Source organism: Arthrobacter sp. SLBN-122 (assembly GCF_006715165.1).
In the GTDB taxonomy this organism is placed as follows: Bacteria; Actinomycetota; Actinomycetes; order Actinomycetales; family Micrococcaceae; genus Arthrobacter.
The window spans coordinates 1884334-1907410 of sequence record NZ_VFMS01000001.1 but is presented as its reverse complement, the minus strand read 5'-3'; the positions used below and the strand labels follow the sequence as shown (position 1 = coordinate 1907410).

Genomic DNA, 23077 nt, shown 5'->3' with positions numbered 1-23077 from the left:
GTGAATGAGTCACCACGCACACCGTTGCACCGGGAGGACAGCCTGCCGGTGGATAACCGGCGTGTCCTGAGCGGCCGCTACGAGCTGGGCAGCCTCATTGGCCGCGGTGGCATGGCGGATGTCTACCGCGGAACCGATACCCGCCTGGGCAGGACAGTTGCCATCAAGCTGCTCCGGCCGGACATGGCCCGGGACCCGCAGTTCCAGGCACGGTTCAAGCGGGAGGCCCAGGCCGTCGCCGCCCTGAATCATCCTTCCATCGTGGCCATCTTCGATACTGGTGAACACCTGGTCCATGAAGGCACTGGCGAAGACGTCCGGGTGCCCTACATCGTGATGGAATACGTCGAGGGCAGGACCCTCCGCGAGCTGATCCGCGCCAATGAGGTCGGCATTGACCAGGCCATCGATTACTGCCTGGGTGTCCTGGGCGCGCTCGAGTACAGCCATAAGGCCGGAATCGTCCACCGGGACATCAAGCCGGCCAACGTGATGTACTGCCCGGGCACCAATTCGGTGAAGGTGATGGACTTTGGCATTGCGCGCGCCATCGCCGATTCCTCGGCCACCATGACCCAGACCCAGGCAGTGGTGGGAACGGCGCAATACCTGTCACCCGAGCAGGCGCGCGGCGAATCCGTCGATGCCCGGAGTGACCTTTACTCCGCCGCCTGCCTGCTCTATGAAATGCTGACGGCGCGTCCTCCGTTCGTCGGAGACAGCCCCGTGTCAGTCGCCTACCAGCACGTGCGCGAAATTCCGGAGCCTGCCAGCAGCCTGAACCCGAAGGTTTCGCCGGCCCTGGACACCGTCCTCGCCAAAGCGCTGCAGAAGAACCGGGATGACAGGTTCCAGGATGCAGCAGCCTTCCGGCGTGCCCTAAGGGCTGCGAAGGCCGGCGTGCCTGTCCCTGCCGTGCCGGCGTCCGAGGCTCCCACTGATCCCAACGACCACGTTCCCCAAGCGTCCCCGCCCACCGAGGCCTTCGCCGCAACAGGGGCAAGCTTCCTTGATGACGCACCCACCGGCCGCCTTGCAGCAACCACGGTCCATGGCGACGGCGGACCCAGCGTTCCGCTGGAACTTGCGGGCGAGGACGGGCCGGAGGAATACAGGCCGAACGGGTATAGCGCGGCTGCGCCGCTCCCGCTTGGCTTCCCTCCGGAACGTGAGCCGAGCACGCGGCAGAAGTCCCGCCGTCGTGCCTGGATCGCCACCCTGGTGATCTTCACCCTGCTGGTACTCGCGGGCGGCGGCCTGTGGCTTTACCAAACGGTCAACCGGCCGGCCCCCGCTGCACCGAAAGTCCCAATACCCGCCGTCGCCTCCATGACGGAGAGCGCGGCGCTTCAGGTACTGTACGACGCCGGACTGCGCCCCAGGATTGCGCGGGCGGCAAACGATACGGTGCCCAAGGGAACCGCCATCGGGACTGATCCTGCGGCGGGCGGTTCACTCGATCCGGGGGCGGACGTCATCCTCAACATCTCCGAGGGCCCCAGTTCGGTGAAAGTCCCGGACAGCCTTCCCGGCAAGACTGAAGCTGCCGCTCGGGACATCCTGCGCCAGGCGGGACTTGCTGGTGCGCCGACCACCAGCACGGCCAACAGCGCCACCGTCCCGGCCGGGATCGTCATCACCTCTAATCCGGCACCGGGCCAGAGTGTTGGCGTGGGCACCAGCGTGGAGCTCATCGTTTCCACCGGCAAGGTGGTGGTCCCGGAATTGCGGAGCCTGGCCCGTGAAGAGGCGGAGGCGGCCCTGAAGGAGCTTGGCCTGGTGCCTTCGGTGGTCGAGGCGGAAAACTCGCAGGTGGAGCCGGGCAGGGTCACCGACCAGAGCGACCCCGCCAATACCGCCGTCGTCCAGGGAAAGACCATCACCATCGTTGTGGCCAAGGCGCCGCCGCCACCACCACCGCCGTCTCCCACGGAAACTCCGACGCCCACGGCCACACCGAAGCCGACGCCGACGCCCACCAAGAAGGGCTGACGTCTTCCTGGTCCGCTGAGGCGCCGCCGGCAGCCTTACTGACGTCTAGTGCTGGATGAGGGGGCTCAGTTTCGCCGCCCGCGCCGCTGCGCCCTTCATGCCCAGCGATTCCAGCCAGTTGCCCAGCATCTGGTATCCGCCTTCGGTAAGGACCGATTCGGGATGGAACTGCACACCGCAGAGCGGAGCCGTCCGGTGCTGCAGGCCCATGACCACACCGGACGCGGTTTGCGCGGTGACTTCCAGGACATCGGGAATGGACTCCCGGACCGCGGCCAGTGAGTGGTAGCGGGTGGCCGTGACGGGGGAGGGGAGCCCGGCGAAAACGCTGGTGCCGATGTGCTCCACCTGGGACGTCTTGCCGTGCATGAGTTCAGGGGCGTGGGTCACCTTCCCGCCGAAGGCCTCGGCCAGTGCCTGGTGGCCCAGGCATACGCCGAACATGGGCACGCTGTTTTCACCGCACCATTTGATCAGCTCGATGCAGATGCCGGCCTCGGCAGGATTGCCGGGGCCGGGAGAGATGAGGACGCCGTCACGGGTACCGGCAAGTTCAATTGCCTCCGCCAGCGTAACGTCGTCGTTGCGGACAACCGTGGTTTCGGCGCCGAGCTCCTGGAGGTAGCCCACCAGGGTGTAGACAAAGCTGTCGTAGTTATCCACTACAAGGATCTTGGTTGTGGTCATGGCTGGTCTGTGGAACCAATCGTCGAGTCGGTGAATTGGGTGAAATGGGACATCCAGGGGAACAGGAACTGGACCATCAATACCAGGGCAATGAAGACCAGTGCCAGCGAAATGATGATCCTGAGCCAGAGCGGTCCGGGGAGGTGGCGGAAAATCCAGGCGTACACGGTCAGCTCCTTCCGGTGGCTGCTGCGACCTGCGCCGCGATCTCGGCCGGCGGCCCGGCAGCAGCCGGACGCCAGCTGTCCAGCAGGGCATAGGCGATGATGCGTTCTTCCGCGCCGAAGCGGGGATTGCAGCTGGTCATGGTGAGGTAGCCTTCGGTGGGCGTGGCGCCGGGCTTGGTTGGGACCGACTCCAGGACATCCGTGCGGGAGGGCATCACAATCTGGTTGTTCCGGAAAACGTAGACGTAATAGCCGTCCTTGGTCTGGACATAGATCCTGTCACCGGGCACCAGTGTGTGGATGTTGTCCAGCACCGCGCCGTGCGTCTGCCGGTGCCCCGCGACGGCAAAGTTGCCCACGGCTCCGGGCATGGCCGTGTTGCTGTAGTGGCCAAGGCCCAGGGTGTCCAGGACGTCCTGGCTGGTTCCCTGGACAATGGGGCGGGTGTAGCCGGGGCCGAACCGCGGGATGTACATGATGCCGATCGTTCCTGCATGGCCGGGGGCGGTACCCACCACGGGTTTGCCGAAATCTTCAGCTGCGGCCGGCGGTGCGGAGGGGGCTGCTGGCGAGGGAACGGCGCTGCTGAGGTCCTGGGCAAATTCCTTGATGACCTGGCTCTGCTTGGCGTCGGACTCGACGTTGGTCCACCACAGCTGCCACGCGACGAAGAGGAGGAGAATGACGCCGGCGGTTATCAACAGCTCACCCAGCACCTGGATGATGCCAGGCAGCAGGGCACGGCGGGACGCGGGCGCAGTGGCGGGCCCCGCCTTCTCCTGCAATACCACGCGTTCTCCTCCGGGCGTCTGCCCTGGGCACAGGCTGCCCATCAACTGCGGCTAGAATTGGCTGCTAGTAAGAATCCAGATTTGACCAAGATCGCGCAGACCGCTGGCAATTTCCTTCTTGCAGGATACCAAGCCCGGACCGCCGAGCTTGCCCAGCCCGCCAAGGAGAGCCAGTGCCCGAGTCAAAGCCTCGCAAGAAGACCGCCAGCACCGCCCAACCGGCTTCCCCCCAGGCCTACAAGCCCAACCCCGTGTGGTTCAAGCCGGTCATGTTTGGCCTCATGATTATTGGCCTCTTCTGGATCATTACCTTCTACATCAGTGAGGGCCGCTTCCCGGTGCAGGCCTGGGAATCGTGGAACATCGTGGCCGGCTTTGGCATCGCGATCGTGGGCTTCCTGATGACCACCCGCTGGCGCTCCTAGCCGCGGACCTTCCAAGGAGAACTGCACTGGCTCCCGATTCCGCCGGAGTAATCATCGGCGAGGACGGCCTGGCCCGCCCGGCGTGGGCTGCCTCGGATCCGCTCATGCGGAACTACTACGACCAGGAATGGGGCCTGCCCGTCACTGACGAGCAGGGCCTGTACGAGCGCATCTGCCTGGAGGGCTTCCAGGCAGGACTTTCATGGGCCACCATCCTGCGGAAGCGTCCCGCGTTCCGTGCCGCCTTCGCAGCGTTCGATCCGGAAGCTGTGGCGCTCTTTGGCAGCACGGACGTGGAGCGGCTAATGCAGGATCCGGGCATCATCAGGAACCGGCTGAAGATCCTTGCCACGATCAGGAATGCCCAAGCCACGCTGGAGTTAAGGAACGACGGCGGGCTGGTGGACTTTGTATGGGGCTTCGCCCCGGACAGCACCCCGCGGCCGAGGGTGGCTGCCGAGATCCCCACCCAGTCCAGGGAGTCGGTTGCCTTATCCAAGGCATTGCGGAAGCGCGGCTTTTCCTTTGTGGGACCCACCACCATGTTTGCCCTGATGGAGGCTGTGGGAATGGTGGATACCCACCTTCTGGGCAGCCACCGCCGTGGATCGTCCGGCATCTGGTCCGGATAGTACGTTCCCGGTATGAATGCGGTTATCCCCAACTGTTGGGAAAGTTATCCACAGTGTGGAAAAGCTCATCAGGGGGCTTAAAACGGAGCGTTTGACTGGCCGGGCAATGCCGATCCAGTTAAACGGTCGGGCAGATGCCGTTATTAACAGTGTGGAATACCTGTGGATAAACGTCAGGACGGACTGCGTGAACTTCCTGCTTGCGATTTGGGACGCTGTCAGCGGTCCCGCTTCACGGGGTGGTGGCTGGTGATGGAGACCCGGTTGAACGCGTTCATGGTCACCGCAACCCAACTCACCGCTGAAAACTCCTCTGCCGTCAGGCACTCCCGCGCGGCGGCCTCGGCATGCTCGCGTGACTCCTGGTCCGGGAGCTCCGTGATGCTCTCCACCAGTGCCAGAGCTGCGCGCTCCTTGCCCGTGAAGAGTGCGGTGTCCCGCCATGCCGGCAGGACCGCCAGCCGCTGCGCGCTTTCCCCTGCCTCGACTGCCTTTCGCACGTGGAGGTCGAGGCAGTAGGCGCAGCCGTTAAGCTCCGAAATCCGGACGTTGAGGAGTTCCAACAGGCCGGGTCCGATTCCGGCTTCCTCTGCTGCTTCCTGCACCTTGAGGCCCAGGCCGCTGATCGCCTTCCAAAGGGCCGGATGCTGTTTGTCCAGGTACAGGTGCTCGGTGACGCCCACGGGGATCCTTGTCGCTTGGAAGGCTTGGCAGGCAACCATCATAGGCAGGAGTCGCGCGGGCGGCGGGCCAACTTATCCACTTACCAACATCGCAATACCCACAAGTTATCCACAACTGTGGGTAAAGCCGTGGAAATCGTCCTTTTGCCGGCGCTGCAGCCTACTCCTGTGGGACTTCCAGCGTTCGAACTACACATCTGTCAGTTATTAACACTGTGTATAAGGGTGTCGATAACATGCAGGCGGAACCGTGAAACCAGCCGTTGGACGTCGTTTTGCATCCCCGTATCCACAAAAGGCGGGAAAACGTCCCTGCTTATCCACTTACACACAGCGATATCCCCACAGGTTATCCACAGATGTGGAGAACGAGCGCCAGCTTCCACCCGAAGGCCCGCTGGGGCCGGGAATGGCGAGGCGATGCTGTGAACTACAGCCGTGTAAGTTACCAACACTGTGGATAAACGCTGTGGAAAAACGACGATGCCCCCGACACCGCAAGGTGTCGGGGGCATCGGTAACTACAGGCGCCGGCGGGCTATAGCGTCACGCGGACCCAGCTCACCGCTATGAGCAGCGCCAGCACTGCTGCCACACCAAGAGCCTGGATCAGACCCTGCCGGCGGCTACGAGGGGTGTAGGCGAAGACCGCAGCACACAGGCCGCCGGCCACGAGGCCGCCCAGGTGGGCCTGCCAGGCAATCTGGGGGATCAGGAAGCCGATGACACCGTTGATGGCGATCAGCACCCACAGCTGGCGCGTGTCCCCGCCGCGGTGGCGCTGAATGAGAAGCATCGCGCCAAAGAGTCCGAAGATTGCTCCCGAGGCGCCCACTACGCCATACAACGGCTGACCCGGCATATACAGGGGTGTCAGGAGCAAATAGCCCACAGAGCCGCCGAATGCCGAAACAAGGTAGAGCACCAGGAAGCGTATGCGTCCCAGAAGCGGCTCCAGGGCCTGTCCGAACACCCAGAGCATGTACATGTTCAGGGCGATGTGCAGGATGAAGCCCTGCGAGTGCAGGAAGGCGGAAGTGACCATCCGCCAGGGTTCAAACTCACCCCAGCGGGGCTCCGCGTATACGTTGGCAAAGCCGAGGCTCTGGTAGATCAGGTCATTGGGAACCAGCCACTGCAGCACGTACAGCACCGCGCACGCTGCGATGATGCCGAACGTTACCAATGGCCTGCCAGTGGCAACGGCACCGCCATAGACGGTCCGCACCTCCGGCGTCGTACGTTTTGTTTCGTTGACGCAGTCAACGCATTGGAATCCGACGGCGGCCGCCCGCTGGCAGTCGGGGCAGGCCGGGCGCCCGCAGCGCTGGCAGCGCACGTAGGACGGCCGGTCCGGATGCCGGGGGCAGACCGGAACCTGGGCGGACGGCTCGGCCGACGGAATTCCGTAACTCATGGTGGAGCGTTACAGCTGTTCGATGTCGATGCTGTTGATGGTCACGTCTTCAACCGGGCGGTCTCCCATACCCGTGCGCACACCCTCGATGGCGTCGACAACCTTCTTGGATTCGTCGTCGGCCACTTCACCGAAGATGGTGTGCTTGCCCTGGAGCCAGTCGGTGGGGATGGTGGTGATGAAGAACTGTGAACCGTTGGTGCCCTTCCCCATCTGGATGCCCGCGTTGGCCATGGCCAGCTTGTAGGGCTGGTTGAAGCTCAGTTCCGGGTGGATTTCGTCGTCGAAGCGGTAGCCGGGGCCGCCGGTTCCGCGGCCCAGGGGATCGCCCGCCTGGATCATGAAGTCCTTGATGATGCGGTGGAAGATGGTTCCGTTGTAGAGCGGGGTGCCGGTCTTGTCCTCGCCGGTTTCCGGGTGGGTCCAGGCCTGCTCGCCGGTGGCAAGGCCAACGAAGTTCTTCACAGTCTTGGGCGCGTGGTTGCCGAAGAGGTTAACCACGATGTCGCCGAGGCTGGTGTGGATGGTTGCTTTTGCAGTTGCGATGGCAGTCATAGGCCCCATTCTTCCACGCCCGTTATGGGCGGCCACGGCTGCGGGCACAGTTCCGCGCTCGGTGAAATCGCCCTAAAATCCGCAGAGTGAATAGCCCGTGGTGATCTGGGCACGTAGGCTAGCGACAGAACCGTCACATTAATCGGGAGGTAGTTGTGAAGAAATCGGATCGTATTGCCCGTGACCTTGAGCAGTCGGTCACCAGTGCGGTGGAAAACGCCAAGGATTGGGCGGCCCCCCGGGTGGAAGCTGCCGTGGATTGGGCTGTTCCCCGCCTCCAGCATGGCCTGGATACCGCATCTCCCAAGATCCAGGAGGGTCTGAAGACGGCCGCGCACAGCCTGGCTGACGGTGTTGCCACCGTGACTCCCCGGATCCAGGACGGTCTGGCCCAGTTGGCCCCTAGGATCAATGACGTTGTCGACGGCGCTTCGCCCAGGCTGCACGAGGCTTTGGACAAGGCCACACCTGTTGTCCTGAATGCCCGCGACCGCGTAGTGGTGGAATACCTGCCCAAGCTGTCGGACCAGATCGGCGTGGCCTCCGGCGCAGTTCACCGCACGCTGGAAAACACCCCGGCACGTGTGGATGCCGTGGCACAGAAGCTGGGCGACGTGGGAATCATTCACGCCATCCAGGAACAGGCCCAGGCAACCGGTACGCAGCTGAAGGCAGCCGCAGCAGGCGCCAGCCGGGCAGTAGACGTTCAGCTCGCCCAGCCTGAGAAGCCCAAGAAGCGCGGATGGCTGGTCTTCGGAGTTGTTGCTGCTGCCGTGGCCGCGGGTGTTGCCGCATGGAAGGCATCCAAGCCGGTGGAGGACCCTTGGAAGACGCCCTCACCGGTCACGCCCACTCCTGCTCCGGTTCCCGCCACCACCGTCAGCGATGTCAAGGAAAGCAACGCGGACAGCACCGGCAGCGCTGCTTCTGCCACCGGATCTGCCACGGGTGCCGCTGCGGACAAAGCCGGCGACGCAGCGGATGCGGTCAAGGAAAAGACAGCGGACGCCGCTGAAAAAGCCAAGCACGTGGCCGCAGATGCCGCCGAGGGGGCAAAGAGCGCAGCCAACGACGCCAAGACGGACGCGGGGGACGACAAGGGCAGCAGCCAGGCCTAGTTTTCGCCAGCACTCGAAGGGGCTCCGTTTCACGACGGGGCCCCTTTTGCGTACCGCTCTCCACGCCATCCGCAAACCCTCCTGCCGGGCCGTCCACATTCTCCGGAGCGCAGCGCGGCACCGAGCCACCGCTGGGGGCAGGCCAGAGCCCGGATGCTAGATTTGTAGTGATGCCAGCCAATCAATCCTCTGGGGATGCCGTGAACGACGCAGCCGTACAGCTCCGCGTGTCCATCGTCATCCCCGCATACAACGAGGAGAGCGTGATCAGGCAGTGCCTCATCGCGGCCATCTACCAGTCTGTTCCGGCCCACGAGATCATTGTGGTGGACAACCTTTCCAAGGACCGGACCGCTGACATCGTCCGCCAGATGCAGCTCGAGTATCCGGAAAGCCCCATCATCCTGCTCAGCCAGGACCGGGAGCAGGGACTCATCCCCACACGTAACTTCGGATTGGACAGTGCCACGGGGGACATCCTGGGGCGTATCGACGCGGACTCCATCGTGGAGCCCGACTGGGTGGAGCAGGTGCAGAAGGCCTTCGCGGACCCGTCCGTCCAGGCGGCCACCGGACCTGTGGTCTACTACGACATGCCCATGCGCCGCTTTGGGCTCAAGGCCGACGACAAAATGCGCCAGCTGATGCTCAAGCTGGCCAAGCACCAGTACCACTTCCTGTTCGGCTCCAATATGGCCCTGCGCGCCACTGCCTGGGAAACCATTCGCTCCGAAACGTGCCGGGATGAGAAGGACGAGATGCACGAGGACATCGATTTGTCCCTGCATCTGGCCGACCATGAGCTTCCGGTGCGCTACTGGCCTCAAATGGTGTCGGGGATGTCCGCGCGGCGGCTGGAAGACTCTCCCCGCGACTACCGCTACTACGTCACCCGTTTTGACCGCACCTACAAGGCCCACAATGTCAGGAAGATGGCCTTGAAGGCCCCCATGGTGGTCTTCTTCTCGGTGTATTTCCCGGCCAAGCTCCTCAGGGCCATCCACACGGTCAACACAGCCCAGCCCACGCGCCGCGGCGGGCAATAGCCTTAGTCGGTTCCGAGCTCGGCGAGGCGTTCCGACGGCGGCTCATCCTTGGGTGCCCTTCCGCGCCTGCCGGCGTTCCGCTGGCCAAGGACCACGACGGCGAGCCCGGCCAGGATCAGACCGAGCCCGGCGTAGGTGCCGCCAGGCAGGGTCTCGTGCAGGAACACGGCCGCCAGCAGCGCAGCCCCGGGGATCTCCAGAAGGATGATCATGGAGACCACGAGCGGGCTCATGGTGGCCAACAGATGGTTGAACGCGGTATGTCCCACCAGTTGCGCGCAGACGGTAATGGCAGCGATGCCCAGCCATCCTGCGGGCTCGAACCCGGCCAGCGGCTGGCCGGCGAACAGGGCCAGTACGGCAACCAGGGCGGCGCACATCCCGTAGCAGAGCGTGGTGTAGGTCCCCGTGGTCATGCTCTGCCGCGCCTTGCCCCCGGCCAAGGTATACAGGCCCGCCAGCGCACCGCCGGCCACCGCCAGCAGGTCTCCCGTGAGGGCCTGCGGTGAGGTGCCCAGGTCAAAGCCGGTGATGACAACGACGCCGCCAAAGGCGATGCCCAGCCCGGCCAGGACCTGCCAGCGGTGGCGGGTGCCGCGGAAGAGCTGGAAGACCGCGATCCATGCTGACTGAAGGCAAACCAGGGCTGTGGCGGCGGCTACGGAGGTGAGCTGCAGGGAGGTGATGAAGCAGGCAAAGTGCAGTGCAAGGGCGACGGCAGCCAGGGACGACCAGCGGAATTCACGGCGGGTTATCCGGCCGAACTGGCGGGGTTCACGAACCAGGGTGGGGGTGGCCATGACGGCTGCTCCGATAGCGTTGCGCCAAAAGGCAATGGCCAGGGCACTGACGCTGGTGGCACCGAGCGTGGCTGCAATCAAAGGGCCGGACGAGGCGACACCCAGGACGCCCAGGGCAGCGAAGAAGAAGTTCATGGCGCACCCCTGAAGCTCGTCCTTAACGGAGATGGAAAGCGAAAAGTCCCGGCCGGCGTTTCCGCTGACCGGGACTTCCTTATGGTGGAGGCACGGGGACTCGAACCCCGAACCCCCTGCTTGCAAAGCAGGTGCGCTACCAATTGCGCCATGCCCCCATAAGAAGCAACCCGTCCATCATACCCTAGAACCGCGGAGCCCCTGACAGGCCCCGGGAGTGGGTGTCCGTGCTAGTCCACCGTATCGGTTGACTTGCTCCAGACTGTTTTCCGGGCTTCGGATTCCTGTGCTTTCCGGTAGACCAGGACGCCTGCGATCGCGGCTGCCAGTACAAGCAACTTCTTCACATGCTCCCCGTTCCAGCCAAGCTCCGGATAAATCCGGACCAAGCCTTTGTTCGAAACCTGCACAGGTTCCGTGGGCGTACCAGGACTTGAACCTGGGACCTCTTCGTTATCAGCGAAGCGCTCTAACCGCCTGAGCTATACGCCCCGATGCCTCATCGGGCCGAGACATGACTTTACAGCACATCCCGGCCCGATCTCAAATCGGGCCTTTCCACCGGTTTGCGGCCGGCGGAAATGGTTTCCTAATCGTCGGTGAGGGTAACGCCTATGCCGCCCACGAGGGTGGCGGAAATGTTGTAAAGGACGGCAGACAGCATGGACAGCGCCGTCAGCAGGACAACGTTGACCACGGCAATGATGGTGGCGAACGAGGCCACCTGTCCCAGCGAGGCCACCTTCTTCAGTTCGAAGCCGCCGCTTTCGGAGCCGGCGAGCGTACCAAGCAGGCTGTCCACCTGGTCGAAGATCCCGGTCAGGTCCAGGACAGTCCAGAGGACAATGGCGGCAACCACCGTGACGATTCCCAAGGCCACGGAGAGCAGGAATGCCATCTTCAGGACAGACCACGGGTCCACCTTGCTGATCAGCAGCCGGGCGCGCCGGACCTTCGCCTTGGGCGCCGGCTTCACCAGGCCGGGCGTTCCCTGGCCCGGAGCCCCCTGTCCAGGACGTTGTCCCGCCGGTGCCGGGCGCTGACCCTGCTGTCCCTGCTGGCCCTGGAAGGGACGCTGGCCGGGCTGGGCGGGGCGGTCGCCCTGCTGCGGGCGCTGGCCCGGCGCAGCGGGGCGCTGGCCTGGAGCCCCGGCAGGAGCTGCCGGCCGCTGCTGCGGACGTACGGGGGCGTTTACCCGGGGTGCCCCGGAAGGCCGGTTCCCGTCGGGAACAGTACTGTTCGGCTTGGGAAATGAGTCGGAATTACTCACTCGTTACCTCCGTGTTGTCTTCGTTCGGCTCAGCGTCGCCCGAGGCGTCCTCTGACTCAACGGCCGGTGATTCTTCTGCCATTGCTGGCGCGGCGGATTCCCCAGCGGTCCCGCCATCTTCAGCCAACGTTACGTCATCTCCGGAAGATTCCTCGTCCTCAAGACCGCGTTCACTGTTGCGTGCCACCTCAATGATCCGGTCATTCTTGTCCGGCTTGGCGAAGATGACGCCCATGGTGTCACGGCCCTTGGCAGGAACACCGGCAACCGAGGACCGGACAACCTTGCCGCCCTCCATGACCACCAGGACTTCATCCTCCTCCTGGACAATGAGTGCCCCTACCAGGTGCCCGCGTTCTTCCTGGTACTTGCCCACCTTGATGCCCAGGCCGCCCCGGCCCTGCAGGCGGTATTCCTCCACAGCCGTGCGCTTGGCATAGCCGCCCTCGGTCACGATGAACACGAAGGAACCGTCGGTGACAACGTCGGCGGCCAGCAGTTCGTCGTCCTCGCGGAACTTCATGCCGGTAACACCCGATGTGGCGCGTCCCATGGGGCGCAGCGCGTCATCGGTGGCGGTGAAGCGGATCGACTGGCCCTTCCGGGACACCAGGAAGAGGTCGTCGGTTTCCGAAACAAGTTGGGCGGAGACCAGTTCATCACCGTCGCGCAGGTTGATCGCGATCACGCCGGCCGAACGATTGGTGTCGTAGTCCTCCAGCCTGGTCTTTTTCACCAGGCCCCTCTTGGTGGCCAGCACCAGGTAGGGCGCCTGCTGGTAGTCCTTCAGGTCCAGGACCTGGGCAATGTGCTCATCCGGCTGGAACGCCAACAGGTTGGCCACGTGCTGGCCCTTGGCGTCCCGGCCTGCTTCCATGAGCTCGTATGCCTTGGCACGGTAGACGCGGCCAAGGTTGGTGAAGAACAGCAGCCAGTGGTGGGTGGTGGTTACGAAGAAGTGTTCCACCACGTCGTCACCGCGGAGCTGGGCGCCCTTGATGCCCTTGCCGCCGCGTTGCTGCGACCGGTAGTTGTCGCTGCGGGTGCGCTTCACGTAGCCGCCACGTGTGATGGTGACTACCATCTCCTCTTCGGGGATCAGGTCCTCCATGGACATGTCACCGTCGTAGCCCATGAGGATCTTGGTCCGCCGGTCATCGCCGTGCTTGTCCACGATTTCGCCGAGCTCGACGCTGATGATCTCGCGCTGTCGCTGCTCGGAACCCAGGATCGCGTTGTACTCCTCGATCAGGGCCTCGAGTTCGGAATGCCGGTCCTGGATCTTCTGGCGTTCCAGTGCGGCCAGGCGGCGCAGTTGCATGTCCAGGATGGCCCGGGCCTGCAGCTCATCAATGTCCAGCAGTTCCATCAGCCCGTCGCGGGCAGCTTCGGTGGTGTTGGACGCGCGGATGAGGGCGATGACCTCGTCGAGCATATCCAGTGCCTTCAGGAGGGCACGGAGGATATGGGCTTCTTCCTCCGCTTTGCGCAGGCGGTACCGGGTGCGGCGCGCAATGACGTCCATCTGGTGCGTCACCCAGTGGCGGATGAACGCATCGAGGCTCAGGGTCCGCGGCACACCGTCAACGATGGCCAGCATGTTGGCGGAGAAGTTGCTCTGCAGTTCGGTGTGCTTGTAGAGGTTGTTCAGCACCACCTTGGGCACTGCGTCACGCTTCAGCACAATGACCAGCCGCTGGCCGGTACGTCCCGACGTCTCGTCGCGGAGGTCGGCGATGCCGGAGATTTTGCCGTCCTTGACCAGTTCGGCGATCTTGATGGCAAGGTTGTCCGGGTTGGCCTGGTACGGAAGCTCCGTGACCACCAGGCAGGTGCGGCCCTGCAGTTCCTCCACGGCAACCACTGCCCGCATGGTGACCGAACCACGGCCGGTCCGGTAGGCGTCCTCGATTCCCTTGTGGCCCAGGATGGTGGCACCGGTGGGGAAATCGGGACCCTTGACCCGCACGAGCAGTTCCTCGAGGAGTTCCTCGCGGGTGGCGCCGGGGTTGGCCAGGTACCACTGCACGCCGTCGGCTACTTCGCGGAGGTTGTGCGGCGGGATGTTGGTGGCCATGCCGACGGCGATGCCGGAGGATCCGTTCACCAGCAGGTTGGGGAACCTGGCCGGAAGGATGGTGGGTTCCTGGTTCTTGCCATCGTAGTTGTCCTGGAAATCGACCGTTTCCTCGTCGATGTCCCGGACCATTTCCATGGCCAGCGGGGCCATCTTGGTTTCGGTATACCGGGGTGCCGCTGCGCCGTCGTTGCCGGGCGAGCCGAAGTTGCCCTGACCCAGCGCCAGCGGGTAACGCATGGTCCAGTCCTGGATAAGGCGCACCAGGGCGTCGTAGATGGCGGTGTCACCATGCGGGTGGTACTGGCCCATGACCTCGCCCACCACGCGGGCGCATTTGTTGAAGGACCGGTCAGGCCGGTAGCCGCCGTCGAACATCGCGTACAGCACCCGGCGGTGCACGGGCTTAAGGCCGTCACGGACGTCCGGAAGGGCACGGCCCACGATGACGGCCATGGCGTAATCCAGGTAGGAACGCTGCATTTCCGTCTGCAGGTCCACCTGTTCCACGCGGTCGATCAGCACGTCGCCTTCAAGAACGGTGTCCGGAGTTCCGGCCTCGGGGGCGGGAATCTCGGGGGTTTCGTCGCTCATTCTTTAATTTCCGTTTCAGGTATATGTCTGGTTCCGAATACTTTGGAGCGGGTCCTTAGATGTCCAGGAACCTGACGTCCTTGGCGTTCTGCTGGATGAAGTTGCGGCGTGATTCCACGTCTTCGCCCATGAGGACGGAGAAGATCTGGTCGGCGGCAAGGGCGTCATCCATGGTCACCTGCAGCAGCGTGCGGTGATCAGGATCCATGGTGGTATCCCACAGTTCGGTGTAGTCCATCTCGCCCAGGCCCTTGTAGCGCTGGATGCCGTTGTCCTTGGGGATGCGGCGCCCGGCAGCCTGTCCCGCCACCAGCTTGGCGTCGCGTTCACGGTCGCTGTAGACGTAGTCATGGGGGGCGTTGGACCATTTGATCCGGTACAGCGGGGGCTGTGCCAGGTACACGTAGCCGTGCTCGATCAGGGGCCGCATGTAACGGAACAGCAGGGTCATCAGCAGGGTGGTGATGTGCTGGCCATCCACATCGGCGTCCGCCATGAGGACAATCTTGTGATAGCGCAGCTTGGCGAGGTCAAAGTCCTCGCCAATGCCGGTGCCGAAGGCCGTGATCATCGACTGGACTTCAGCGTTGCCCAGGGCTTTGTCCAGGCGGGCACGCTCCACGTTCAGGATCTTGCCGCGCAGTGGCAGGATGGCCTGGGTTTCCGGGTTGCGGCCGCGCTTGGCGGAACCACCGGCGGAGTCGCCCTCCACAATGTAGACCTCGCACTTTTCCGGGTCCTTGGAGGAGCAGTCGGAAAGCTTGCCCGGCATGCCGAAGGATTCCAGCGGGCTCTTGCGCCGGGCGTTGTCCCGGGCCTTCCGTGCCGCCATCCGGGCCTGGGCGGCGGAAATGGCTTTGCGGATAACATCGCGGGCCGGGCCTGGATTGCGCTCCAGCCAGTCGCCAAGGCCGTCGGTGACCACCCGCTGGACGAAGCCCTTGACCTCGGAGTTGCCCAGCTTGGTCTTGGTCTGGCCTTCAAACTGGGGCTCTGCAAGCTTAACGGAGATGACAGCCGTGAGGCCCTCGCGGATGTCATCACCGGTGAGGTTGTCGTCCTTCTCCTTGATGATGCCCTTTTCCCGGGCGTACCGGTTGATGAGGGACGTCAGGGCAGCCCGGAAACCTTCTTCGTGGGTGCCGCCCTCATGGGTGTTGATGGTGTTGGCGTAGGTGTGCACGCTCTCGGAGTACGCGCTGGTCCACTGCATGGCCATTTCCAGGGCTATGCGGCGTTCGGTGTCCTCGGTTTCGAAGGCAATGACGTCCTCGTGGACAACCTCAACCTTCTTGCCCGAGTTCAGGTGCTTGACGTAATCCAGCAGGCCTTCGTTGTACTGGTACACCACAGTGCGGTGCTCGGCCTTGACCTCACCCTCGGTAACGAGCTCGTCGAGGTCGAGATCGGCGTCTGCCTCGTCGGTGGCCGCGTCGCGCTCATCCGTCAGCGTGATCCGCAGGCCCTTGTTCAGGAAAGCCATCTGCTGGAAACGGGCGCGCAGCGTCTCGAAATCGAATTCCGTGCTCTCAAAGATCGCCGGATCGGGGTAAAAGGTCTGGGTGGTGCCGGTGGCGTCGGTCTCTTCACCCTTGACCAGGCTGCCCTGGGGCTTGCCGCCGTCGGCAAACGACATCCGCCAAACGTGCCCCTGGCGCCGCACTTCGGTGTCCACCCGGCTCGAGAGGGCGTTGACAACGGAGATGCCCACACCGTGCAGGCCACCGGAGACCGCGTATCCGCCGCCGCCGAACTTACCGCCGGCGTGCAGGATGGTCATAACCACCTCGACGGTGGGCTTGTGCTCGGTAGGGTGCATATCCACAGGAATGCCGCGGCCGTCGTCCACGACCTTCACGCCGCCGTCAGCCTGCAGGACTACCTCGATGTGGCTGCAGTAGCCGGCCAGTGCCTCGTCCACCGAGTTGTCCACCACTTCATAGACCAGGTGGTGAAGGCCGCGGGGGCCCGTGGAACCGATGTACATGCCGGGACGCTTGCGGACAGCTTCCAGGCCTTCCAGCACAGTGATGTCGCTGGCCCCGTATTCCCTTTGGGTGCTTGGCGCGGCCGGGGTGTCAGGGGTGCGGCCATCCTCGACTGCGGTATCTGCTGCCAGAATATCTGTATTGTCGTTAGCCACAGGCGCTGCGACTCCTCTGTTCTCGATGATGGCCGGCCGGTTTCTCTTCCCCAGGGAAAAGCCACCCGCCAACAGGCACAAACTTATGGCGCCGGTGACTTGCTGACGGTTGGAGATCCACGCTCCGCACGCGGAAAGCGCGCGGAGAACGGACTGATGTCAACGTTTCATCCGCGCCCAGTTATCTGCCCCAATTCTACCGCGAACAGGCCCATATCCCCGCATTCCAGGGCCTTCGCCGGTGGCGGAATATGGCTCTGCAAGGCACTTGGCCCCGCCTAGGGCGGCCCAGCGGTACCCCCTTCGGGTGCCTATACACGCTTCGGTCCTTACAGCGCCCTACACGCCCTCGGACGCAGTTTCAAGAGCTGCCGTCCCGGCTATCCGTACGTGTCCCGCGGCCCGCGGCCGTTGACGCTGCGTCCACCCTTGCGCCAGCTGGGCGCTGAGGGACCAAGCACCTGGATGCTGGTCACCACACCGTCGCCGAGTTCCCGGCGGAATTTCTCGAGGAGGCTGCTGCTCAAAAGTCGAAGCTGGGTGGCCCAGGCCGTGGAATCGCACCGCACATGGAGCGTGGTGTCAGTAAAGCTTTCGGGCGTGCAGTGGGCTGAGATTTCCGGTCCCACCAGCGTGGCCCACTCCGCCATGACGGAACCGACGGCCACCGGTGAAGTCCAGCCGCGCTCCGCCACCAGCCGGCCAACAACCTTTCCAAGGCCCAGGGGGTCGCGGCCCGTGGCGTGGAACTGGCTGAAGCCGCGGGTGTCACGGATGCTGCCCTTCGCCTTTTGCGAACCCGGCCGGGCCACCTTGCGGCGCACTTCGCCGCGTGCAGCGGCGGCTTCGCGCATCCTGTTCAGCGCGGCCTGGGGGGCATCGATGTTGTCAGGCTCGCGGCCGGGCTGGGGCCCGCCGCCCTGGTCACTGCTCATCGATACCTCCCGGGATGACCTTCACCCGCCGCCCGGACAGCTCTTCCGGAATGTCGGCGTCGACGGCGGCGGTCACCAGGACCTGTTCCGCGCCGGAGACTATTGCCGCAAGTTTACGCCGCCGCTGGACATCCAGCTCAGCAAAAACGTCGTCCAGGATGAGGATGGGAGCCGAACCGCCGGTCCGGGCATCGTCCAGCATCACATAGTACGAGGCCAGGCGGAGGGACAGGCACATGGACCATGTTTCCCCGTGCGAGGCATACCCCTTGGCCGGCGCCTGGCCCAGCATCAGCTCCAGTTCGTCACGATGCGGACCGACGAGCGATATGCCCCGTTCCAGTTCTTTTTTCCGTGACTCCGCAAAGGCCTGGACATACCGTTCCGTGAGCTGGTCCACCGACAGAAGGCGCAGGTCATCCGCGCCGCCCGAAGCAGTTCCCGCTGGGGCACCCTGAATGCCTCCGGCCGGGACGCCGTCGTCGTCCATCTGGTTCTGGAGCGTTGAACGGTAGGTGGCGTCAGCGGGCTTGGTTGCGTCCGTGAGCTCGGCGTAGGCCCGGGCAAGGTGCGGACGGAGGCGTTCCACCAGCTCAAGCCGGGCATGCAACAACTCTGCTCCGGCCCGCGCCATGTGCTGGTCCCAGACGTCAAGGGTCGATTCATGCGCGGCGGTGAACTTTCCGGCCCGAGCCGACTTCAGGAGGGCATTGCGCTGTTTCAGCACGCGGTCGTAGTCACTGCGCGTGGCGGCATGGTGCGGGATAAGGCTTGCCAGCAGCTCATCCAGGAACCGGCGGCGGTTGGCCGGATCGCCCTTGACCAATGCCAGGTCCTCCGGCGCAAAAAGAACGGTCTGGCAGATGCCGAGCAGATCCCGGGCCCGCACCGGGTTGCTGCGGTTGATGCGGCCACGGTTGGCCCGGCCGGCGTTGATTTCCAGCTCCAGCACAGTGACCTGCGTGCCGCGGACCAGCCGGGCACGCACCAGGGCGCGCTCGGTGCCGAACCTTAGCAGCGGCGCATCTGAGCTCACCCTGTGCGAGCTGAGCGTGGCCAGGTAACCAATCGCTTCCATCAGGTTGGTCTTGCCGATGCCGTTGTATCCCACCAGGACGGTAACGCCAGGGCCCAGCGCGAGGTCAACCTGGGCGTAACTGCGGAAGTCGGTCAGAGAAAGGTGTTCCAGATACACGCGGTTTTCGGCAATTCTGGGAACGCTATTGGTTCCCGGTGGGTGCTACTTGGCGGGACGGGTTGCGTGGCCGCCAAACTGGTGGCGCAGCGCGGAAACCATCTTCATGGCCGGAGAGGTGTCTTCCCGGGAGGCGAACCGGGCGAACAGCGCGGCGGTAATTGCCGGAGCGGGGACGGCGTTGGCAATGGCCTCCTCCACCGTCCAGCGGCCCTCGCCCGAATCTTCCACGTAATCGTCGATCGAGGACAGTCCCGGATCCTCGTCAAGGGCCTTAACCATGAGGTCCAGCAGCCACGAGCGGACCACGGTTCCCTTCTGCCAGGCCCGGAACGTGCCGGGAAGGTCGGTGACGATGTCCTTGGCAGCCAGCAGTTCGTAACCCTCGGCATAGGCCTGCATCAGGCCGTACTCGATGCCGTTGTGAACCATCTTGGCGTAGTGGCCTGCGCCGATGCCACCTACGTGCACAAAGCTGTCGGCGCGTTCACCTTCGGGGCGCAGCGCATCAAAGACCGGCAGGGCGCGTTCAATGTCGGCGGCATCGCCGCCGGCCATCAGGCCATAACCGTTCTGGAGACCCCATACGCCGCCCGAAACACCGCAGTCCGCGAAACGGATCCCCTTGGCGGCAAGCACTTCGCCGTGCTTCTGGTCTTCCGTGAACCGGGAGTTTCCGCCGTCGATGATCAGGTCACCCGGCTCCAGTTTTTCGCTGAGTTCGGTAATAACGGCGTCCGTGATGGCCCCTGACGGGACCATGACCCAGATAATCCTCGGCGCCGGGACAGCGGCTATCAGGTCATCGACGCTGGCGGCGTCAGTGACGTCGGGGTTCCGGTCGTAGCCGGTCACCTCCACGCCACCGTTGCGCAGTCGTTCGCGCATGTTGAATCCCATTTTGCCGAGGCCGATCAGTCCAATGTGCATGTGGAACTCTTTTCTGCGCTAGTGGGAGGAACGGGGTTGGCGGTGAATGGGGCCCCATCGGCGAGGGGCCCTGCCTGAGCTTGCGAAGGCTGGGAGCTGATGGGGATTAGTTGGGAAGGCGAACGGGCATCACCAGGTAGCGGTAGTCATCCTGGTCCTCACCATCGGCATCCGCCTGCGCCGTGATCATGGCGGGCTTGGGTGCCGTGGTGAAGGAGAAACGGACGAACTTGGTCTCGATGACGCTGAGGCCTTCGATCAGGTAATGCGGGTTGAAGGCGACCGTGATGTCCTCACCGGAAAGCTGGGCTTCAAGCTCTTCGGACGCCTGCGCGTCTTCGCCGGTGCCGGCATCCAGGTTCAGGAGGCCCGCGGTGAAGGCGAGCCGGACCGGGGTGTTGCGTTCGGCAACGAGCGAGACACGGCGGACGGCTTCCACCAGTTCCTGTGTCTGGACCGTGGCGTGGATGGGGGTGGACTCCGGGAACAACGAACGGATCTTCGGGTAGTCGCCGTCCACCAGCAGCGACGTGGTGGTGCGGCCACCGCTTTCGAATCCGATCAGCCGGCTGTCGTCGTCGGACAGGGCCAGGTTGATGTCACCGCTGTTGCCCAGTGTCTTGGCAACCTCGTTGAGGGTTTTTGCCTTGACCAGGGCACTGGTGGAGATGCCGGGGGTCACCGGCTTCCAGGGTACTTCCCGCATGGCGAGCCGGTAGCGGTCGGTGGCCAGAAGCGTGATCAGGTCGTCTTCGATCTCCATCCGCACACCCGTGAGGATGGGAAGGGTGTCGTCCTTGCTGGCCGCGATGATGACCTGAGAAACGGCCTGCGCAAAAGCATCGCCCGGAACAGTTCCGCTGATGGCCGGCAGGGCAGGGAGCGGGGGGTATTCGGCTTCCGGCATCGTTGCCAGGTGGAAGCTGCTTCGGCGGCAGGTAAGCGTGACTTTGTTGCCGTCCGTTTCGACGTCGACAGGTGCTGACGGCAGGCTGCGGCAGATATCGGCGAGCAGCCGGCCCGAAACCAGGATGGTTCCTTCGTCCCTGATGTCCGCCGTAATTTCAAGCCTTGCGGAGGTCTCATAGTCAAAGCTGGACAGGCTGACTGTGCCTGCTTCGGCCTTCAAAAGCAGGCCGGAGAGGACAGGCACTGGCGGCCGCGGAGACAACGAACGGGCTGTCCAGGTGACGGCTTCTGCCAGGACGTCCCGATCGACTCTGAACTTCACGGAAGGGTGCCGCCTTTCATTGCTGCTGCCATGTAAACCAGGGAATCTCGAGGGGAAACTCCGGAAGAAGTTGGGCGCACCCTGGCTGGTGCATGGTCCGTTCGGACCGAAACCACACAAAAACCCAGGGATGGGAGCGCTGCTGACAGCTTAGCCGGAAGATCCGGGATTAACCCATCCCCCATGATCCGGTCCGGCCCGCTTTGGGGCCGGAAGGCCCCCTCGTCGGACACCCGCATCGATCTTGTTGTTTGAGGGAATTCAATTTTTTGGGATTCGTAGTGTTAATAACTGCTGTGGAAACTGTGGATAACCTGGTCCTGCCCCGCCGTTCCGCGGTTAAGACCTGTTCACGGAGTGTGCGTTAACTGGGTTTTAAACAGGGTGTGGATGGGGACAACGCCAAGGCCTGTTTTTAACGATCCACAGACGCCTTAAGGGTTTTAAGCCCATTAACCGCGCTTGTCCCCTTAACTATCCACAGCCTTATCCACATGCCCCTGTTAATAAGGTATAGAGCAGCGGGCTCGATGTGGATTCAGGAGTCGCGTTGTTGCTGCTTGATCCGGTTGGTCAGCTCTGTCACCTGGTTGTAGATCACACGGCGCTCGGCCATCAGCTCGCGGATCTTGCGGTCGGCGTGGATCACCGTGGTGTGGTCGCGGCCGCCAAGTTCCTGTCCGATCTTGGGAAGCGACATGTCAGTCAGTTCCCGGCAGAGGTACATGGCGATCTGCCGTGCCGTAACCAGCGTCCGGGTCCGGGACTTGCTGCACAGTTCTTCCATGCTGAGTTTGAAGTAGTCGGCCGTCTGCTGGAGGATCTGGGCGGACGTGATCTCCTGCGCGCCGTCGTCGGTGATCAGGTCCTTCAGGACCATTTCCGCAAGGGCTACGTCCACGGGCTGGCGGTTCAGGCTTGCGAAGGCCGTCACCCGGATCAATGCGCCTTCAAGCTCCCGGATGTTGCTGGAAATCTTGGAAGCGATGTACTCCAGGGCATCATCCGGCGCCGACAGGCCCTCGCTCAGTGCCTTCTTGCGGAGGATGGCGATACGGGTTTCGAGTTCCGGCGGCTGGATGTCCGTCAGCAGGCCCCACTCGAACCGGGACTTCATGCGGTCCTCGAACCCCGCCAGCAGCTTGGGCGGCTGGTCCGAGGTGATGACCACCTGCTTGTTGTTGTTGTGCAGCGAGTTGAACGTGTGGAAGAACTCCTCCAGCGTCCGGTCCTTGCCGGCCAGGAACTGGATGTCATCAATGAGCAGCACGTCCACATTCCGGTACGTGGTCTTGAAGCTGGCGCCCTCGTCGTCCCGGATTGAGTTGATGAAGTCGTTGGTGAATTCTTCGGAGTTGACGTAGCGGACACGGATTCCGCTGTAGAGCCGCCGGGCGTAGTGGCCGATCGCGTGCAGGAGGTGGGTCTTGCCCAGTCCGGAGTCACCGTAGATGAACAGTGGGTTGTAGGCCTTGGCCGGCGCTTCGGCTACCGCGACGGCGGCGGCGTGCGCAAAGCGGTTCGAGGAACCGATCACGAAGGTATCGAAGACGTACTTAGGGTTCAGCCGGCCGAATTCGTGCGAAGTGCTGGGCAGCATTGGCTGCGGCTTCTGCTCGATCAGCTGGTCGGGTGCGTAAGCCGGTTCGACGACGGGCTCGGGCTCTTCGTGGATGGGAACCAGGTCGGTATCGACGTCGATGGCGCAGCGGATGTCCTCGGAGAAGACGTTGTGCAGGGCATCATCCAGGGCGTCCTTGACCTGGGTCTGCAGCACTTCCCTGGTGAGTTCGTTGGGGACGGCAACCAGGAGGGTGGAACCAATGAGGCCCTGTGCCTGGGCGAGGATGACAAAGCCCCTCTGGCGTGGTGATACGCGGTGGTCCTGTTCCAGCAGGCTTACAACCCGGCGCCAGGAACTTCCGACAGTATTGGCGTGGTTGGCTTCGTCTACTGTCATCAATCGGTTCCCTCAAAACTTGCTTTGCCTGCATTGCCTGCAGCCCAAGTCCGGAACCAGGGTGCTGGCCCCATTTAATCCACAGGGTTATGCACAGTGCGTGGATAATCGGCTACTGGGACACTCTAGGGGATGAAAAGCCTAGAAGATAGCTGGGGATCCGGCTGTGGATAATTACACTGGTGTGGTTCTTCAAACGCCCCTGTGAGCCACTTCATCCACAGGCTGTTGGGGATACTTAGGCACAGCTGGGCACAGCTGGGGAGGACCCTTCCGGTTTGACTCGGAGCCGCA

21 protein-coding genes and 2 tRNA genes are annotated in these 23077 nt (G+C 63.5%); 5 read left to right on the top strand and 18 right to left on the bottom strand.

Annotated elements, in window-relative coordinates; translation table 11 throughout:
- Window positions 1–1992 carry a Stk1 family PASTA domain-containing Ser/Thr kinase gene (pknB, locus tag FBY36_RS08915; RefSeq protein ID WP_200830468.1) on the top strand — a complete coding sequence of 664 codons (1992 nt, stop codon included), beginning with the start codon at window positions 1–3 and terminating at the stop codon, window positions 1990–1992.
- Window positions 1993–2037: 45 nt separating this feature from the next.
- On the opposite strand, the gene FBY36_RS08910 is transcribed toward pknB, so the two are convergent.
- Genes FBY36_RS08910 through FBY36_RS08905 form a run of 3 tightly spaced genes read right to left on the bottom strand, consistent with a single transcriptional unit; the run spans window position 2038 to window position 3637 of the window.
- Complete coding sequence (locus FBY36_RS08910; protein WP_056336041.1) at window positions 2038–2679, bottom strand: aminodeoxychorismate/anthranilate synthase component II; 642 nt, start codon at window positions 2677–2679, stop codon at window positions 2038–2040.
- Entirely contained in the window at window positions 2676–2846 is a 171-nt protein-coding gene (locus tag FBY36_RS20690; RefSeq protein ID WP_200830467.1) for a hypothetical protein, read from the bottom strand. Before FBY36_RS20690 ends, FBY36_RS08910 begins: the two co-directional genes overlap by 4 nt.
- 2 nt (window positions 2847–2848) lie before the next feature.
- Complete coding sequence (locus FBY36_RS08905) at window positions 2849–3637, bottom strand: class E sortase (protein ID WP_142118662.1); 789 nt, start codon at window positions 3635–3637, stop codon at window positions 2849–2851.
- A gap of 173 nt (window positions 3638–3810) precedes the next feature.
- On the opposite strand from FBY36_RS08905, the gene FBY36_RS08900 reads away from it, so the two are divergent.
- Window positions 3811–4062, top strand: a complete 252-nt coding sequence (locus FBY36_RS08900) for a cell division protein CrgA (RefSeq protein WP_142118660.1) — start codon at window positions 3811–3813, stop codon at window positions 4060–4062.
- A gap of 26 nt (window positions 4063–4088) precedes the next feature.
- Entirely contained in the window at window positions 4089–4694 is a 606-nt protein-coding gene (locus FBY36_RS08895) for a DNA-3-methyladenine glycosylase I (RefSeq protein WP_142122556.1), read from the top strand.
- Between the two features lie 218 nt (window positions 4695–4912).
- Here the strand turns inward: FBY36_RS08895 and FBY36_RS08890 are convergent, their stop codons facing one another.
- The 3 genes from FBY36_RS08890 to FBY36_RS08880 form a co-directional block, all read right to left on the bottom strand.
- Window positions 4913–5377, bottom strand: a complete 465-nt coding sequence (locus FBY36_RS08890; protein ID WP_142118658.1) for a carboxymuconolactone decarboxylase family protein — start codon at window positions 5375–5377, stop codon at window positions 4913–4915.
- A 538-nt stretch (window positions 5378–5915) separates the two neighbouring features.
- Window positions 5916–6794: a rhomboid family intramembrane serine protease gene (locus FBY36_RS08885; protein WP_142118656.1), complete on the bottom strand. Its 879-nt coding sequence runs from the start codon at window positions 6792–6794 to the stop codon at window positions 5916–5918.
- A gap of 9 nt (window positions 6795–6803) precedes the next feature.
- Window positions 6804–7349 (bottom strand): peptidylprolyl isomerase, encoded by a 546-nt coding sequence (locus FBY36_RS08880; protein WP_013599179.1) that lies wholly within the window; start codon window positions 7347–7349, stop codon window positions 6804–6806.
- A 155-nt stretch (window positions 7350–7504) separates the two neighbouring features.
- Here FBY36_RS08880 and FBY36_RS08875 point away from each other — a divergent pair, with 155 nt between their 5' ends.
- Both FBY36_RS08875 and FBY36_RS08870 read left to right on the top strand, forming a co-directional pair.
- On the top strand, window positions 7505–8467 hold the full coding sequence (locus FBY36_RS08875; RefSeq protein WP_142118655.1) for a hypothetical protein: 963 nt from the start codon (window positions 7505–7507) through the stop codon (window positions 8465–8467).
- Window positions 8468–8637: 170 nt separating this feature from the next.
- Window positions 8638–9513: a glycosyltransferase gene (locus FBY36_RS08870; RefSeq protein WP_142118653.1), complete on the top strand. Its 876-nt coding sequence runs from the start codon at window positions 8638–8640 to the stop codon at window positions 9511–9513.
- 2 nt (window positions 9514–9515) lie between these two features.
- Here FBY36_RS08870 and FBY36_RS08865 read toward each other — a convergent pair whose 3' ends face one another.
- From FBY36_RS08865 to dnaA, 12 genes are all read right to left on the bottom strand, one after another.
- Window positions 9516–10448, bottom strand: a complete 933-nt coding sequence (locus FBY36_RS08865) for a DMT family transporter (RefSeq protein ID WP_142118651.1) — start codon at window positions 10446–10448, stop codon at window positions 9516–9518.
- Window positions 10449–10530: 82 nt separating this feature from the next.
- Window positions 10531–10606, bottom strand: a tRNA-Ala gene (locus tag FBY36_RS08860).
- A gap of 72 nt (window positions 10607–10678) precedes the next feature.
- Window positions 10679–10795, bottom strand: coding sequence for a DLW-39 family protein (locus FBY36_RS20835; RefSeq protein ID WP_229748488.1), 117 nt, complete (start codon window positions 10793–10795; stop codon window positions 10679–10681).
- A gap of 71 nt (window positions 10796–10866) precedes the next feature.
- Window positions 10867–10940, bottom strand: a tRNA-Ile gene (locus FBY36_RS08855).
- A 97-nt stretch (window positions 10941–11037) separates the two neighbouring features.
- Window positions 11038–11718, bottom strand: a complete 681-nt coding sequence (locus tag FBY36_RS08850) for a DUF3566 domain-containing protein (protein WP_142118649.1) — start codon at window positions 11716–11718, stop codon at window positions 11038–11040.
- Window positions 11711–14389: a DNA gyrase subunit A gene (gene gyrA, locus FBY36_RS08845; RefSeq protein WP_142118647.1), complete on the bottom strand. Its 2679-nt coding sequence runs from the start codon at window positions 14387–14389 to the stop codon at window positions 11711–11713. Before gyrA ends, FBY36_RS08850 begins: the two co-directional genes overlap by 8 nt.
- A gap of 55 nt (window positions 14390–14444) precedes the next feature.
- Window positions 14445–16532, bottom strand: a complete 2088-nt coding sequence (gene gyrB, locus FBY36_RS08840; protein WP_142118646.1) for a DNA topoisomerase (ATP-hydrolyzing) subunit B — start codon at window positions 16530–16532, stop codon at window positions 14445–14447.
- Window positions 16533–16912: 380 nt separating this feature from the next.
- Entirely contained in the window at window positions 16913–17467 is a 555-nt protein-coding gene (locus tag FBY36_RS08835) for a DUF721 domain-containing protein (RefSeq protein WP_142029577.1), read from the bottom strand.
- Complete coding sequence (recF, locus tag FBY36_RS08830; protein WP_142118645.1) at window positions 17457–18662, bottom strand: DNA replication/repair protein RecF; 1206 nt, start codon at window positions 18660–18662, stop codon at window positions 17457–17459. The genes FBY36_RS08835 and recF overlap by 11 nt, the downstream gene beginning before the upstream one ends.
- Window positions 18663–18707: 45 nt before the next feature.
- Complete coding sequence (gene gnd, locus FBY36_RS08825; protein ID WP_142118643.1) at window positions 18708–19592, bottom strand: phosphogluconate dehydrogenase (NAD(+)-dependent, decarboxylating); 885 nt, start codon at window positions 19590–19592, stop codon at window positions 18708–18710.
- Window positions 19593–19698: 106 nt separating this feature from the next.
- The gene (gene dnaN / locus FBY36_RS08820) at window positions 19699–20823 is read right to left on the bottom strand and encodes a DNA polymerase III subunit beta (RefSeq protein ID WP_142118641.1); all 1125 of its coding nucleotides are present in this window, start codon (window positions 20821–20823) and stop codon (window positions 19699–19701) included.
- Between the two features lie 538 nt (window positions 20824–21361).
- Window positions 21362–22783, bottom strand: a complete 1422-nt coding sequence (dnaA, locus tag FBY36_RS08815) for a chromosomal replication initiator protein DnaA (protein WP_018769876.1) — start codon at window positions 22781–22783, stop codon at window positions 21362–21364.
- Between the last annotated feature and the right edge of the window lie 294 nt (window positions 22784–23077).

Excerpts from the sequence above, each read along its gene's own strand:
- FBY36_RS08870 (WP_142118653.1), top strand. The coding sequence starts at position 8,638 with ATGCCAGCCAATCAATCCTCTGGGGATGCCGTGAACGACGCAGCCGTA.
- FBY36_RS08835 (WP_142029577.1), bottom strand. The coding sequence starts at position 17,467 with ATGAGCAGTGACCAGGGCGGCGGGCCCCAGCCCGGCCGCGAGCCTGAC.
- FBY36_RS08910 (WP_056336041.1), bottom strand. The coding sequence starts at position 2,679 with ATGACCACAACCAAGATCCTTGTAGTGGATAACTACGACAGCTTTGTC.
- FBY36_RS08885 (WP_142118656.1), bottom strand. The coding sequence starts at position 6,794 with ATGAGTTACGGAATTCCGTCGGCCGAGCCGTCCGCCCAGGTTCCGGTC.
- FBY36_RS08880 (WP_013599179.1), bottom strand. The coding sequence starts at position 7,349 with ATGACTGCCATCGCAACTGCAAAAGCAACCATCCACACCAGCCTCGGC.
- FBY36_RS08865 (WP_142118651.1), bottom strand. The coding sequence starts at position 10,448 with ATGAACTTCTTCTTCGCTGCCCTGGGCGTCCTGGGTGTCGCCTCGTCC.
- gnd (WP_142118643.1), bottom strand. The coding sequence starts at position 19,592 with ATGCACATTGGACTGATCGGCCTCGGCAAAATGGGATTCAACATGCGC.
- gyrA (WP_142118647.1), bottom strand. The coding sequence starts at position 14,389 with ATGAGCGACGAAACCCCCGAGATTCCCGCCCCCGAGGCCGGAACTCCG.
- dnaA (WP_018769876.1), bottom strand. The coding sequence starts at position 22,783 with ATGACAGTAGACGAAGCCAACCACGCCAATACTGTCGGAAGTTCCTGG.